This is a genomic window from Micromonospora sp. NPDC049497 (genome assembly GCF_044465805.1).
In the GTDB taxonomy this organism is placed as follows: domain Bacteria; phylum Actinomycetota; class Actinomycetes; order Mycobacteriales; family Micromonosporaceae; genus Micromonospora.
The window spans coordinates 77,071-90,539 of record NZ_JBITMC010000020.1 but is presented as its reverse complement, the minus strand read 5'-3'; the positions used below and the strand labels follow the sequence as shown (position 1 = coordinate 90,539).

Below are 13,469 nucleotides of genomic sequence, written 5' to 3'. Positions count from 1 at the left end.
ACGTTGACGCATGACGCCCGATCTGGCCCGGTTGGCCGAGGTGGCCGCCGCCCGCGCGCGACTGGACGAGCGGGAGTTGGAGCTCATCGACCGGGCCCGCCACGCCGGAGCGACGTGGGCGCAGGTGGCCGCCGCCCTGGGCCTGGGCAGCCGGCAGGCCGCCGAGCAGCGCCGCCAACGCCTGGTGGCCGCCCGGCGGTCGCGGCGGCAGAGCCTCGACCAGGCGTACTCGTCGCGGGTCGCGGCCCTGCGGGGCGCGGTCGCCGAGCTGGCGCGGTGGATAGACGCGGACCGGCGGTGGGACGGGCGGTTCCGTCGGGCGGCGCTGGTGCGCGCGACAGTGGAGAACGCCCTCGACGCCGACCCGGGCTCCCTGCACGCACTGGCCTCGCACGTCGCCGCCGACCTGGCCGGCACGGATCCCGAGCGCCTGCCGGGGCCGGTGCGGTCGGCGGGCGCGACGCTGGCGACGCTTCTGTCAACGGATCGTTGACAGCAGCTCGCCGTCTTGCCTGTGAGCCACTCAAGAACCAGGCTGTGAGTCGTCCCGGCTCACGCTTGGAGGGCTCATGCGCCGTAACGCCGGACTGTTCGTGGCGATCTCCCTGCTGTCGGGCTTCGGCAGCAGCGCCATGTCGCTGGTGGCGGGGATCTGGATCCTCGACCTCACCGGCTCCACCGGCCTCGCGGCCCTGGCCGGGCTGTGCGTGTACGCGCCCGTCCTCGCCGGCCCCTGGCTGGGCGCCCTGCTCGACCGGGTGCCCCGGCGACCGCTGGTCGTCGGTGTCAACCTGGCGTTGGCCACCGTCCTGCTCACTCTGCTGACCGTCCGGGGACCGGACCGGACCTGGCTCATCTTCGTCGTGTCCTGCGCCTACGGCCTCAGCTACGTGCTGATCGACGCCGGCGAGACGGCGCTGCTGCCGTCCGCCCTGTCACCGGCGCAGCTCGGCCACGTCAACGGCGCGCGCTCCAGCGCCCAGGAGGGCATGAAGCTGGTCGCTCCGGTGGCCGGCGCGGGCCTGTACGCGTGGCACGGCGGCCACGCGGTCGTCGTCCTCAGCGCGGCGATGCCGGTCCTCGTCGCCCTGCTGTACGCGGCCGTGCGGCTCGTACGGACGCCTCCCGACCTGCCGGCGGACCGGCCGGGCGGTCTCCGCGCCGGCCTCGCCGTCCTGCTCGGACAGCCGGCGCTCCGCATCGCCGTCGCCCTCGCCGCCCTGTCGATCGCCATGTCCGGCTTCACGACCGCCGCCACCTACGCGATGGTCACCACCGAACTGGCCCTGCCGGCGACGTTCCTCGGCGTCGTCCTCAGCGCCCAGGGCGCCGGGTCCGTCGTCGGGGGCCTCGTCGTGGGCCGGCTCCTCGGCCGGTGGGGCCCGGTCACCGTGGGCGTCGCCGGCACGACACTGTTCGGGGTCGGCTGCCTCGTCCGCTGCCTGCCCTGGTGGCCCGCCACGGTCGCGGCGTCGGTGCTGGCCGGCTTCGGCCTGCCCTGGGCACTGGTCGCCGCGGTGACCGCCGTCCAGCGACACACCCCGGCGGCGGTGCTCGGTCGGGTCGCGGCGACCGCCAACACCGCGATGTTCGGGCCCGTCGTCCTGGCGATACCCCTCGGCTCGGCAGCCGTCCACCTCGGAGCCCGTCCGACGCTGGTCGTGGCCGGGTCCCTCTGCCTGGCGTGCGCCGCCGCCGTGTCCCGTCGACGGCGACCGAACGACGCCGGCGTCGGCATAGCCGCCGGCCCCGGCCTGATCCGCACCCGGTGATCCCGGCACCCGCCCCGGAACCGGGTTGTCGGGGGTCGTCGTGGGTGCGAGCATCGCTGCCGTGACCGATGTGACCACCCGCCCCATGGAGCAGTCCGAGTTCGACAGCTGGCAGCAGGCCGTCGCGCGGCAGTTCGCCGACGCCCAGGTGGCCGCCGGGGTCTGGCCCGAGGAGGAGGCGCTCGACCGCGCCCTGGAGGGCAACCGGACCCTGCTGCCCGACGGACTCGACACCCGTCAGATGATCCTGCTCCGGGGTGTCCTGGCCGACGGGACGCCGATCGGACGCCTGTGGATCGGGCTCACCCATCCGCGGGGCGTCGCCGGCTGCGCCTTCCTGTACGACATCCAGGTGGACCCGGAGTTCCGGGGCAGGGGCCTCGGACGGGCCCTGCTGGCCGCCGCCGAGGCGACGGCCCGGGACCACGGGGCGACGCACCTGGAACTGAACGTCTTCGGGGACAACCCCGCGGCCATCGGTCTCTACTCCACGGCGGGCTTCCAGGTGGTCACGCAGCAGATGCGCAAGGGCCTCGCCTAGGGCGTGCCCTGCCGATCTTGTAGTGGTTGATCGTTGACGATGTGTCGGTGGTGCGTCGTGGTGAACTGACTGATGAGGCGTGGGCCGTGATCGCGCCGCTGCTTCCTGAGCCGGGTGGTGCGCGGGGGCCGTGGCGGGATCACCGTCAGGTCATCAACGGGATTCTGTGGAGGCTGCGTACGGGTGCGCCGTGGCGTGACCTGCCGGAACGCTTCGGGCTGTGGAAGACCTGCCACGAACGCCTGCGCCGGTGGACCGGCGACGGCACCTGGGATCGGATCCTCGCGGCGGCGCAGGTGCATGACGATGGCATACCGGTGCAGTGGACGATCAGCATCGACTCGTCGATCGTGCGGGAGCACCAGCATTCCGCTGGCGCCCGCAAAAAGGGGCTCCCCAACAAGTCCGGCGACGCCTGGTGCGGAAGATGGCGAGGCCATCGGCCGGTCCCGAGGCGGGTTAAGCACGAAGATCCACCTCGCCGTCGACGGACGCGGACGGCCGCTGTCGATCCTGCTCACCCCGGGCCAGGCTGGCGACAACCCTCAACTACTGGCGCTGCTCGACGCGATCCGCGTCAACGAGCCCGGCCCCGGCCGACCCCGTAAACGCCCGAGGTGCTGATCGCCGACAAGGGCTACGCCCACGACTCGACCCGCCGAGCCCTGCGGCAACGAGGCATCCGGCACGTCATCCCCGAACGCAGTGACCAGGTCACCCGCCGCGCCGCCAAGGGCAGCGCCGGCGGACGACCACCAGCGTTCGACAAGGTGATCTACAAGAAGCGCAACGTCGTAGAGCGCTGCTTCAACCGGCTCAAGCAGTGGCGCGACCTGGCCACCCGCTACGCCAAACGCGCATCCCTCTACCGGGCCAGCCTCGTCCTGATCGCCGCCATCATCTGGCTTCCATGATCGACAGGATAGGCCTGAGCAACTTGATCTGTCTGAGCGGCCAGCCACTGCTCGTGCGCGGCGCTCACCCGGGCCCACAGCCGGGCGCGCGCGTCCCGGTCCACGTCCGGTAGCCGCAGCCCAAAAACGTCCGCGAGCACAGCGAACCACTCGCCCTGGCTGTCGAGGATCCTCGGGGTCCGCCCGGCCGCGTCGATTCGCTCGAGCACCCGCCCGCGCAGCATGTCGACGCCGCGCTCGTCCTGGCGCCCAAATGTCAGCTTCCGCACGAACCCGGAATCGGGCGAGGTCGACAGGTGCCGGTGTGCGGCGGCGAACGCCTCGATGCTCACCGGTTCCGGCGCGAACACCATCGACGAGAACACTCCGCGCACGTCGTGGACGAACCGCCAGCCTCCCGCCCGCGTCACCCACGGCTCGAGCCGATAGGTGAACGGGCCCTGCTGGCTCACCCCTGCACGCAGCGGCATCGGCTCGTGCGGCGCGTCGACCAGGCCCGGGTCCACGAACCAGGTCTCGCCCTCGCAGCGCACCACCAGCACCTGATGGTTGATATCCAACCCGGGTGCGTCCTCGTCGGGGCCGGGCCCGCGCACGTCGCCGATATGCCGGGTCACCTCGTACCCGAGGCAGGCCAGCAGCGTGCCGAATGCGCCGTTGAGATGGAAGCAGTACCCGCCGCCACCACCGACGATCCGGGCGATCGACTCGACCGGTTCCACGGTGGTCGGCCGTTCCAGATGGATCTCGAGGGTGTCGTAGGGGATGCACTCCCGGTGCGCACGGTGAGCGGCGAACAGCCACGCCGCGTCGGGGCGCGCGGGCCGCTCAAGCCCGAGCCGGCCCAGATACCCGGCGACGTCCGCGCGCGGATCGGCAGGGACGGTCAGGGCCGGGGTCGGGGAGATCACGGTCATGTGCCGAGGGTATCGGCGCGCCGTTGACGGCCGCCGCCGCGGTACTGACCGCGGGCCCTGCGCCGGGGACCTTCTGATCGCTCAAAGGCAAGGGCAGGCTGCGGCCAAACAAGCGGTCCCCAAGGCTCGAACACAGCCTTCGCCTAGGTGATCACGACTCCAGACGCGGCCTAGCACCTCGGAGAATCAGCCCTTGCACATGGTCAACGTCACACCGGAGGCGGAGCCAACGCACTGCATCGCCGGGCCGATCGCGACGCCGGAACCTGAACCCTGCGGCCATGCGCTGCTGTGGACGCGATGAAACTACATGATCGGCAGGACAGGCCCTAGGCGCAGTTGTTGCTCGTCAGCCGCACCGTGTACTCGCGGTCGTCGGTGGTGATGCCGGAGGGTGACCCGTCGAAGTACGTCTCGACCTTGTCCCAGCCCCGGCGCTGCTCGTAGTGCAGGTGCGGTGCGCCGGAGTTGCCGGTGCTGCCGACCCGCCCGATCTGCTCGCCCTGGGCGACCCGCTGACCCTCCCGGACCAGCGGCGGTTCGAGCAGGTGGAGGTACTGGGTCTCCCACCTGCCCCCGTGGTCGATCTTCACCCAGTACCCGCCGCCACGGCCCCGGGGGCCGTTCGGGTTCTCCGGGGTGCGACCGCCCAGGGAGCCGTTGATGCCCGCCACGGTGACCGTGCCGGCGTGGGAGGCGAGCACCGGACGGCCCCACGCCTCGCCCTCGGTGGGAAAGAAGTCGACGTCGTAGTCGTCGTGGCCGGGGTAGGTGCCGAGCTGCCACGTCTCGCCGCACCCGACCGGCATCTGGAAGAGCGGACGCGGACCCGGCGGGCGCAGCATCGGCACGACGACCACGGCGAGGGCGACGAGGGCCGCGACCGCGCCGAGCGCGAGCACGGTACGGACGATCCGGGTACGGGTACGGGTGCGGTTGGGCGCGGGGGCGGGGGTGCGGCGGGGGATGCGGTGCCGGGGTGGGTGGCCGAGCGTCACCGTCCCAAGGATGACAGACGCGCGCACGGCCCGGCCCCGGGGACGCCGGCCGGCTCCCCGGCCGCACCGCCGGGGGACAATTCCCGGGGCCGGGGAAAAAATCTCCGGGGGCGTGTCCATCCGGCGGGGTCCCGTCCGTGGTGATGGTGCGCGGCGACGGTGCCGCGCCGGACACCGAGGAGTGCGACATGAAGTACATGCTGTTGATCAACGCGGGCGCGGTCGGCGCGGAGGGCGGGGCCGCCGAGTGCACCGTCGCGGACTGGATGGCGTACGACAAGGAGGTCCACGAGGCCGGCATCTTCGTCTCCGGGGAGTCGCTGGCGGACCTGGTCACCGCCACCACGGTCCGGACCGGTCCGGACGGCCGGCGGCTCGTGACCGACGGGCCCTTCGCCGAGAGCCGGGAGGTCCTCGGCGGCTTCTACGTGATCGACGTGCCGGACCTGGACGCGGCACTGGACTGGGCGGCCCGCTGCCCCGGCTCGCGTGGGAGCGGGTCGGTCGTGGTGCGGCCGGTCGCCGACTTCGGAGGCTGAGGTGGACGACGCCGGTGCGACGCGCGGGGCTCCGCTGGCGGCGGTGGAGGCAGTGTTCCGCGAGGAGCACGGCCGGCTGCTGGCGGCCCTCGTCCGTCGCTTCGGCGACCTCGACCTCGCCGAGGAGGTGGCCTCCGACGCGATCGAGGCGGCGGTGGCGCGCTGGCCGGTCGACGGGGTTCCGCCGAAACCGGGGGCGTGGCTGATGACCACGGCCCGCCGCCGGGCGGTCGACCGGCTGCGGCGGGACCGGGCATACGCGGCGCGCCTCGCGCTGCTGCAGGTGGAGGCCGACCGGACCGAGGCCGGCCCGACCGGGGACGTCGAGGGCGACCTCCCGGACGAGCGTCTCCGGATGTTCTTCACCTGCGCCCACCCGGCCCTCCCCGCCGAGGACCGGGTGGCGCTGACCCTGCGGTGCCTCGCCGGACTGACCACACCCGAGGTGGCGCGCGCCTTCCTGGTCCCGGTCGAGACGATGGCCAAGCGGATCACGCGGGCGAAGAAGAAGATCCGCGAGGCCCGCATCCCGTTCCGGGTGCCGACCGCGAGCGAGGTGCCCGAGCGCCTGCCCGGCGTGCTCCAGGTCGTCTACTCGGTCTTCACCGAGGGTTACGCGGCCAGTTCGGGCCCGCGCGTGCAGCGGCCGGACCTGTCCGAGGAGGCGATCCGGCTGGCCCGGATCCTGCGCCGCCTGCTGCCCGCCGAGCGGGAGGTGTCCGGCCTGCTCGGGCTGATGCTGCTGATCCACGCCCGGCGGGACTCCCGCACCGGCCCGGACGGCGCGGTGGTCCCGCTGGAGGACCAGGACCGCGGCCGGTGGGACCGCCCGATGATCGACGAGGGCCGCCAGCTGGTCGAGGTCGCGCTGACCGGCGGGCCGGCCGGTCCGTACGGGGTGCAGGCCGCGATCGCCGCGCTGCACGCCGAGGCGCCGGATTTGGCCAGCACCGACTGGCCGCAGATCGTGGCGCTGTACGAGGTGGTGCTCGCGCTGACGCCGTCCCCGGTGGTCGCGCTGAACCGGGCGGTGGCGGTGGCCATGCGGGACGGCCCGGCGGCCGGCCTGGCGCTGCTCGACGAGTTGGCCGGCGAGCCGCAGCTGCGCGGGTACCACCCGTACCCGGCCGCCCGCGCCGAACTGCTGCACCGGCTCGGCCGGCTCGATGAGGCCCTGGCGGCGTACCGGGAGGCGCTCGACCTGGCCGGCACCGCCCCCGAGCGCGACCGTCTGCGCCGCAAGCTGGACACGATCGGGCAGCCCGACTGACACGTCGGCCCGGCGACGTATCGCAATCCTTCCGGAACATCCTTCCGACGGATCTTTAGATTCCTCCGGTCAGGGTTGCCTCCCACGAGAGTCCTTTGGAAATCGCCGCAGCTCAAAGCGAATATTCTCCGGCCGGTCAGGTCTGACGCCCTCCAACTACTCTCGGAAGTTTTCCGGTAATTGTTGCCTTCCGATGACGGCCGCTGCGATACTCCACATCCATGCAGGTCGATGACCGAGGATCCGCGCCCCTCCGGTGCGCTCGCGCGAGCGGTCTCGACCCCGCCCACCCCCGCCACCCCGGACCGGCGCCCCGACAGCCCGGTCCGGTTCCCACGGAAGGGAAAGACATGTTGGAGACAAACCCCGGGAACGACCGTCCACCACCGCGTCCCCGCATGCGTACGGCGATCGCCCTCGCCGCCGCCGGCCTGCTCGCCGCGACCGGTGCCGCGTTCCTGCCCGGTGCGGCCAGCGCCGGGACGACGCTGGGCGCGTCCGCGGCCGAGCGGGGCCGGTACTTCGGTGCCGCGGTGGCCGCGAACAAGCTCAGCGACAGCACCTACGCGACGATCCTGAACCGCGAGTTCAACTCGGTGACGCCCGAGAACGAGATGAAGATCGACGCCACCGAGCCGCAGCAGGGCCAGTTCAGCTACGGCGCGGCGGACCAGATCGTCAGCCACGCCCGCAGCCGTGGGATGCAGGTGCGCGGCCACACCCTGGCCTGGCACTCCCAGCAGCCCGGCTGGATGCAGAACATGAGCGGCAGCGCACTGCGCCAGGCGATGCTCAACCACGTCACCCAGGTGGCCACCCACTTCCGGGGGCAGGTCGTCGCGTGGGACGTGGTGAACGAGGCGTTCCAGGACGGAAGCAGCGGCGCCCGCCGCGACTCCAACCTCCAACGGACCGGCAACGACTGGATCGAGGCGGCGTTCCGGGCCGCCCGGGCCGCCGATCCCGGCGCCAAGCTCTGCTACAACGACTACAACACCGACAACTGGACCCACGCCAAGACCCAGGCCGTCTACAACCTGGTCCGGGACTTCAAGCAGCGTGGTGTGCCGATCGACTGTGTCGGCCTCCAGTCGCACTTCAACAGCGGCTCGCCGTACCCGAGCAACTACCGCACCACGCTGTCCAGCTTCGCCGCGCTCGGCGTCGACGTGCAGATCACCGAGCTGGACATCGAGGGCGCGTCCGCCGCCACGTACCGCAGTGTGGTCGAGGACTGCCTCGCCGTGGCCCGCTGCACCGGCATCACCGTCTGGGGCATCCGGGACAGCGACTCGTGGCGGGCGTCGCAGAACCCGCTGCTCTTCACGAGCAGCGGCGCGAAGAAGCCGGCGTACGACGCGGTCCTCGCCGCACTCAACGGCGGCTCGACCCCGCCCTCCAACCCGCCGACGACCGGACCGACCACCGGACCGACGACGCCGCCGCCGGGCGGTGGCAGCTGCACCGCGACCCTCCGCGACGCGACCAGGTGGGGCGACCGGTTCAACAGCGAGGTGACGGTCAGCGGCGCGACCAACTGGACGGTCGTGGTCGCCGTGACACCACCGCAGAGGATCTCCGCCACCTGGAACGGCAGCCCCAGCTGGGACAGCAGCGGGTACGTCATGACCATGAGGTCGAACGGCAGCGGGAACGTCTTCGGTTTCACCACCATGACCAACGGCACCTGGACCCGTCCCCAGGTGCGCTCCTGCACCGCCTCCTGACCCCGTCGAGACGATCCGGGGCGGCGACGGACACCGTCGCCGCCCCGCTTCCGTCCTCCCTCACCGGTGCGGCAGGTCGTCCAGCCAGCGGTCCAGGGCTGCCGGGGACCGGAACAGCACCACCGGCGGCCCGGACGGATCCGCCTGCCAGGCCCGCATCCGCCGCCGCGCCCGACCGAACGCGGTGACGTGCCACACCAGGATCGAGTCCCGGGACAGCACGCTGCCCAGCGACTCGCGGTTGCCGTTGCAGATCTCCTCCCGCGTCAGCAACCGGCCCGCGGTCCGGCGCAGCAGGCGCCAGAAGGAGCGCCAGCGCGGGTAGTCCAGGCCGACGACCAGGTCGGCGCGGGCCAGTGGCACATCCCGCCACCCGTGGTAGGCCCCGTCGACGATCCAACGGTCGCGTCGGCAGATCGCCTCGATCCGGCTGCGCTGCTGCGCCACCGGCACCTCGACCCAGCCCGGATTCCACAGCAGGTCGTCGACCGGGTACCACGGCAACCCGAGGCGATCGGCCAGTCTCGCCGCGAGGGTGGACTTGCCGGAGCCGTACACCCCGTAGACCAGGATGCGGGTCGGCGCGCTCATGCGCGGCAGCGTACGGCAGGGTTGCCACGAGTAGGTGCGTCGACTACGTTTTCGGGCACGCCGTCGAGCCGGAAGGAGGTCAGAACAATGTCCGATGTTCTGCGCCCCCTCCGCGTTCCGGCGTCCTCGCGGAGCTGACCCGGGGCGTCAGCTTTCCCGGAGGTTCCTGCCATGTCCGATGTGGTCATCCGTCCGCTCGTCGCGGGCGAAGAGAGTCTGTTCGATTCCATGCCCGATCCGCTGCCCCAGCTGCGTCAGGTCAGTTACGCCGACGGCCTCGCCGGTGGCGGCTACCGGCCCGAGCACACGTGGGTCGCCCTCCGCGCCGGCCGCGTCGTCGGCCGGGCCGCCTGGCTCCAGCCGCCCGGCGCCGCCACCGTCCTCTGGTTGGAACGGTTCGACCTGGACGCCGAGCCGGAGGTGGGTGCCGCCCTCCTGCACGCCGCACACGAGGCACTCGGCGGACCCGGTCCGTACTACGCCGCCCTGCCGGCGCACTGGCGACGCAGGCCGGAGGTCCTCGCCGTGGTCGAGGCGCCGATGAGCGCCGCGCGCCTCGCCGGGCTGGTCGAGCGCGGTGAGCGGCTGAGATTCTCCTGGACCGGTACGCCCCTGCCGGCGCCCTCCGGGCGGTACACCTTCCGTCCGGCCGTCGATGCAGCGGAGATCAACGCCCTGGTCTCCCGCATCGCGGAGCCGGACGTCCTGACCGGCGTGGAGACAGCGCAGGCGGTCGGCGGCGTGGACCTCGCCGCCGATCCGCTGGCCTGGTTCACCGGCCCGGTCGACGGTTGGCGCGTGGCGTCGGACGCGGGCGAGGCGGTCGGCCTGGTCGGCACCGCCGGGGACGCCTGTTATCCGCTGATCGTCTACCTCGGTCTGCTCGACGAGGCCGTCCGCGCTGAACTGCTGGCCGAGGCGGTCCGGGTCCTGATGGCCGGTGGCGCCCGCGAGGTGCTGGCCGACGTGCGGGCCCACCGCGTGGCGGTGGTGGCGGAACTGGAGCGAACCGGGTTCCGGCAGGTGCGGGCCCGGGTCCTCTTCGAACCCGGCGCCACTCCCCGGTAGGGGCGGGTGCGGTGCGGTGGGCGGAAACCCGCTTGCCGCACCGCACTGCGCTCGGGGATGGTGGTTCCCATGACGTTCTGACGGACAGCACCCCGTTGCTCTTCCAGGCCCACGGCACCGCCCGGTGCCGTCGTGCCGTCCGTCCGTGCCCTTCACGAGAAGTGAGCGTCGTTGTCTCCGCACCCCTCCCGGCAGGAGTCCCTGCCACGGTCCACGTCGGCCACCGTCGCCGTGTTCGCCTCCCCCACCAGCTGGATCGAGTCCGCCGCCCTGGCGCAGTGTCACCAGGTGGCCGCCCTCGACGGCATGGTCCACGTCGCCGCCATGCCGGACCTGCACCCCGGCAAGGGTGCGCCCATCGGCGCCGCGATGGCGTCGACCGTGCTGTACCCGTTCCTGGTGGGCTCCGACATCGGCTGCGGCATCGCCGTGTTGCCGATCGCGCTCAAGCGCCCCGTACCCGAGCGGCTGGCCGCCCGGTTTCCCGACCTCGACCGCGCCCTGGACCCCGTGCGGGACGCCGACGACCCGGCCTGGGCCGTGGTGGAGGGCGGCATTCCCGCCGGTCACGTCGACGGCCTCGGCACGGTCGGCCGGGGCAACCACTTCGTTGAACTGGCGCGGATCGGCAGCGTCCTCGATCCGGGCCACGCCGGGCGTCTCGGGCTCGACGCCGGTGACCTCGTCCTCGTCGTCCACAGTGGGTCGCGGGGCCTGGGCGAGCGGATCCTGCGGGCGCACACCGAGGTCCACGGCGCGGGCCCCGCTCCCGACGCCGCCGCCTACCTGGCGGCACACGACGACGCCGTACGGTGGGGCTCGCTCAACCGGCGGCTGCTGGCCGCGCGGGTCGCCCACGCCCTCGGGGCCGAGCCCACCGCGCCGATCGTCGACCAGTGCCACAACCTGGTCGAGGTCCGCGACGGGCTCTACCTGCACCGCAAGGGCGCGGCGCCGGGTGACGGCCGTGACGTGCTCGTCGCCGGTACGCGCGGCACCCCCTCCTACCTCGTGGCCGCCCACGCCGGCCCGGACGCCAACCACTCCGTGGCGCACGGCGCGGGCCGCAAGATGTCCCGCGCCGACGCCCTGCGCCGGGGCCGGGCCAAGCACACCGTCGAGGAGTTGCGCCGCACCCCGGTGGGGTCGGTGGTGGTGTGCGGCGACCGTCAACTGCTCTTCGAGGAGGCACCCACCGCGTACAAGCGCATCGAGCGTGTCATCGCCGATCTCGTCGACCACGACCTCGCCACACCGGTGGCCACCACCGTCCCCCTGGTCACCTACAAGACGCCCGACCTCGGGTCCACGCCCCGGCCGGACCGCCGGGACAACCGCCGCGGGCGGGGCCGACCGTGACCGTCCACCTGCTCCTGTCCGCCGGACGCGGCCCGCAGGAGTGCAATTGGGCGCTCGCCCGGCTGCTGCACCGTTTGGAGGTCGACGCCGACCGGCAGCGCCTGACGACGCACCGGGTCCGGACCGTGCCGGCTGAGCGACCCGGCACCTACCGGTCGGTCCTGGTCCGGGTCTCCGGCAGCGACGTCGAGACGTTCGCCGCCTCGTGGACCGGAACACTGTGCTGGCAGGCCCCCAGCCCCTACCGGGCGAGCACCGGGCGGAAGAACTGGTATGTCATCGCCCGACCGTGCCAGCTCGACACCTTCGCCACGACGTTCGCGGAGGCCGACGTCGACGTCGTCGCCTGCCGTACCGGTGGACCCGGCGGTCAGCACCGGAACAAGGCCAGCACCGCCGTGCGGGCGACCCACCGTCCCTCCGGGATCGTCGTGGTGGTCGACACCGAACGCCAGTTCAGCCTCAACCGGCGCATCGCCCTGCGGCTGCTCCGTCGGCGCATCGCACACGAGGACGAGGCCGCGCAGCGGGCCGCCGTCACCGAGCGGTGGCGCATCCACGACGAGCTGGTACGCGGCAGCCCCACCCGCGTCGAGCGTCCGGGTCCGTCGGATGAGGGTGCACACAGGTCCCGGTCGCCCCAGTAGTCTCGCCCGATGGCAGTGCACCGGCTCGATCTCGCGGAGGCGCGGCGGATCGCCGTACGCGCGCAGTTGCTCGACGCGCCGCGGCCGACCGATCTGCTGGCGGTCGTACGGCAGCTGACCCTGCTGCAGATCGACCCGACCGCGGCCGTCGCGCCGAACGTGGACCTGGTCGCCTGGAGCCGCCTCGGGTCGTCGTACCGGCCGTCGCAGGTGCAGGAGGCGTTGGAGCGGGATCGGACGCTCTTCGAGCACCACGCGATGGTGCGGCCGATGGGTGACCTGCCGCTCTACCTGGCGGACATGGCGGCCTGGACCGGCGGGGACCGGCAGCGGGAGTGGCTGCGGCTCAACGACCGGTTCCGCCGCGACGTCCTCGCGCTGCTCGGCGCCTCCGGACCGCTGCCGTCGCGGGACATCCCGGACACCAGCCAGGTGGCGTGGGCGTCGACCGGGTGGACCAACAACCGCAACGTCACCCAGATGCTCGAGTTCCTGCTGATGCGCGGCGAGGTGGCGATCGCCGGCCGCCGTGGGCGGCAGCGGCTGTGGGACGTACCGGAGCGGGTCTATCCGACGGACGCACCCGCCGTCCCGTTGGACGAGGCGCGCCGGCTCCGCGCCGAGCGCCGGCTGCGGTCCCTGGGCATCGTCCGGGAGACGGCTCCCGCCTCGCCCGGCGAACCGGGGTCGGTGGGGCAGGTCGGTGAGCGGGCGACCGTCGAGGGCGTCCCCGGGACGTGGCGCGTCGATCCGACGGCGCTCGGGCAGCCCTTCACCGGCCGTACCGCCCTGTTGTCGCCGTTCGACCGCCTGGTGTACGACCGGACCCGAGTCCTGGACCTGTTCGCGTTCGAGTACGTGCTGGAGATGTACAAGCCGCGGGCGAAGCGCCGCTGGGGTTACTTCGCGCTGCCGATCCTGCACCACAACCGTCTCGTCGGGAAGGTGGACGTCACGGCGGACCGCAAAGGCGGCACGCTCCGCGTGGACGTGATCCACGAGGACGTCCCGTTCACCGCGGAGATGACCGAGGCGGTGCACGAGGAACTCCGGGACCTCGCGTCGTGGTTGTGCCTGACCGTGGGCGGGCCGGTCGCCGGCCGGTCCGACGCGGCTCGTCGCTGAC

At 72.8% G+C, this 13,469-nt stretch carries 13 protein-coding genes and 1 pseudogene; 11 read left to right on the top strand and 3 right to left on the bottom strand.

From position 1 onward, the window contains the following. Positions 1-10: 10 nt before the first annotated feature. The 4 genes and pseudogenes from ACIBR0_RS24040 (at position 11) to ACIBR0_RS24025 (ending at position 3,227) form a co-directional block, all read left to right on the top strand. Positions 11-493 (top strand): hypothetical protein, encoded by a 483-nt coding sequence (locus ACIBR0_RS24040; RefSeq protein ID WP_396719232.1) that lies wholly within the window; start codon positions 11-13, stop codon positions 491-493. Between the two features lie 76 nt (positions 494-569). Continuing rightward, positions 570-1,772 (top strand): MFS transporter, encoded by a 1,203-nt coding sequence (locus ACIBR0_RS24035; protein WP_396719230.1) that lies wholly within the window; start codon positions 570-572, stop codon positions 1,770-1,772. 61 nt (positions 1,773-1,833) lie between these two features. Then, positions 1,834-2,313 (top strand): GNAT family N-acetyltransferase, encoded by a 480-nt coding sequence (locus tag ACIBR0_RS24030; RefSeq protein ID WP_396719228.1) that lies wholly within the window; start codon positions 1,834-1,836, stop codon positions 2,311-2,313. Between the two features lie 50 nt (positions 2,314-2,363). Beyond that, positions 2,364-3,227, top strand: a pseudogene (locus tag ACIBR0_RS24025) (IS5 family transposase). Here ACIBR0_RS24025 and ACIBR0_RS24020 read toward each other — a convergent pair. Further along, positions 3,179-4,144, bottom strand: a complete 966-nt coding sequence (locus tag ACIBR0_RS24020; RefSeq protein ID WP_396719226.1) for an arylamine N-acetyltransferase — start codon at positions 4,142-4,144, stop codon at positions 3,179-3,181. The pseudogene ACIBR0_RS24025 and the gene ACIBR0_RS24020 overlap by 49 nt on opposite strands. Before the next feature lie 329 nt (positions 4,145-4,473). After that, complete coding sequence (locus ACIBR0_RS24015) at positions 4,474-5,142, bottom strand: M23 family metallopeptidase (RefSeq protein ID WP_396719224.1); 669 nt, start codon at positions 5,140-5,142, stop codon at positions 4,474-4,476. A 143-nt stretch (positions 5,143-5,285) separates the two neighbouring features. Here ACIBR0_RS24015 and ACIBR0_RS24010 point away from each other — a divergent pair, with 143 nt between their 5' ends. From ACIBR0_RS24010 to ACIBR0_RS24000, 3 genes are all read left to right on the top strand, one after another. After that, positions 5,286-5,681, top strand: a complete 396-nt coding sequence (locus tag ACIBR0_RS24010) for a YciI family protein (protein ID WP_396719262.1) — start codon at positions 5,286-5,288, stop codon at positions 5,679-5,681. Position 5,682: 1 nt separating this feature from the next. Further along, a complete protein-coding gene (locus tag ACIBR0_RS24005) occupies positions 5,683-6,951 on the top strand; it encodes an RNA polymerase sigma factor (RefSeq protein WP_396719223.1) in 1,269 nt (422 codons plus the stop codon). A 398-nt stretch (positions 6,952-7,349) separates the two neighbouring features. Beyond that, positions 7,350-8,678 (top strand): endo-1,4-beta-xylanase, encoded by a 1,329-nt coding sequence (locus ACIBR0_RS24000; RefSeq protein ID WP_396719221.1) that lies wholly within the window; start codon positions 7,350-7,352, stop codon positions 8,676-8,678. 60 nt (positions 8,679-8,738) lie between these two features. Here ACIBR0_RS24000 and ACIBR0_RS23995 read toward each other — a convergent pair whose 3' ends face one another. Continuing rightward, complete coding sequence (locus ACIBR0_RS23995; protein WP_396719219.1) at positions 8,739-9,269, bottom strand: adenylate kinase; 531 nt, start codon at positions 9,267-9,269, stop codon at positions 8,739-8,741. 171 nt (positions 9,270-9,440) lie between these two features. Between ACIBR0_RS23995 and ACIBR0_RS23990 the strand changes: the two genes are divergently transcribed. The 4 genes from ACIBR0_RS23990 to ACIBR0_RS23975 all read left to right on the top strand — a co-directional run bounded on the left by ACIBR0_RS23990 (position 9,441) and on the right by ACIBR0_RS23975 (position 13,468). Beyond that, positions 9,441-10,337 (top strand): acetyltransferase, encoded by an 897-nt coding sequence (locus ACIBR0_RS23990; protein ID WP_396719217.1) that lies wholly within the window; start codon positions 9,441-9,443, stop codon positions 10,335-10,337. A gap of 171 nt (positions 10,338-10,508) precedes the next feature. After that, positions 10,509-11,696, top strand: coding sequence for an RNA ligase RtcB family protein (locus tag ACIBR0_RS23985; RefSeq protein ID WP_396719215.1), 1,188 nt, complete (start codon positions 10,509-10,511; stop codon positions 11,694-11,696). Further along, positions 11,693-12,343 carry a peptide chain release factor H gene (prfH, locus tag ACIBR0_RS23980; protein WP_396719213.1) on the top strand — a complete coding sequence of 217 codons (651 nt, stop codon included), beginning with the start codon at positions 11,693-11,695 and terminating at the stop codon, positions 12,341-12,343. Before ACIBR0_RS23985 ends, prfH begins: the two co-directional genes overlap by 4 nt. A gap of 9 nt (positions 12,344-12,352) precedes the next feature. Then, positions 12,353-13,468: a DNA glycosylase AlkZ-like family protein gene (locus tag ACIBR0_RS23975; RefSeq protein ID WP_396719211.1), complete on the top strand. Its 1,116-nt coding sequence runs from the start codon at positions 12,353-12,355 to the stop codon at positions 13,466-13,468. The last annotated feature ends 1 nt before the right edge of the window (position 13,469 follow it).

Bases quoted from the DNA above. Each gene is read 5' to 3' on its own strand.
- ACIBR0_RS24010 (WP_396719262.1), top strand. From the start codon at position 5,286: ATGGTGCGCGGCGACGGTGCCGCGCCGGACACCGAGGAGTGCGACATG.
- ACIBR0_RS24035 (WP_396719230.1), top strand. From the start codon at position 570: ATGCGCCGTAACGCCGGACTGTTCGTGGCGATCTCCCTGCTGTCGGGC.
- ACIBR0_RS24020 (WP_396719226.1), bottom strand. From the start codon at position 4,144: ATGACCGTGATCTCCCCGACCCCGGCCCTGACCGTCCCTGCCGATCCG.
- ACIBR0_RS23990 (WP_396719217.1), top strand. From the start codon at position 9,441: ATGTCCGATGTGGTCATCCGTCCGCTCGTCGCGGGCGAAGAGAGTCTG.
- ACIBR0_RS23975 (WP_396719211.1), top strand. From the start codon at position 12,353: ATGGCAGTGCACCGGCTCGATCTCGCGGAGGCGCGGCGGATCGCCGTA.
- ACIBR0_RS24040 (WP_396719232.1), top strand. From the start codon at position 11: ATGACGCCCGATCTGGCCCGGTTGGCCGAGGTGGCCGCCGCCCGCGCG.
- ACIBR0_RS23995 (WP_396719219.1), bottom strand. From the start codon at position 9,269: ATGAGCGCGCCGACCCGCATCCTGGTCTACGGGGTGTACGGCTCCGGC.
- ACIBR0_RS24000 (WP_396719221.1), top strand. From the start codon at position 7,350: ATGCGTACGGCGATCGCCCTCGCCGCCGCCGGCCTGCTCGCCGCGACC.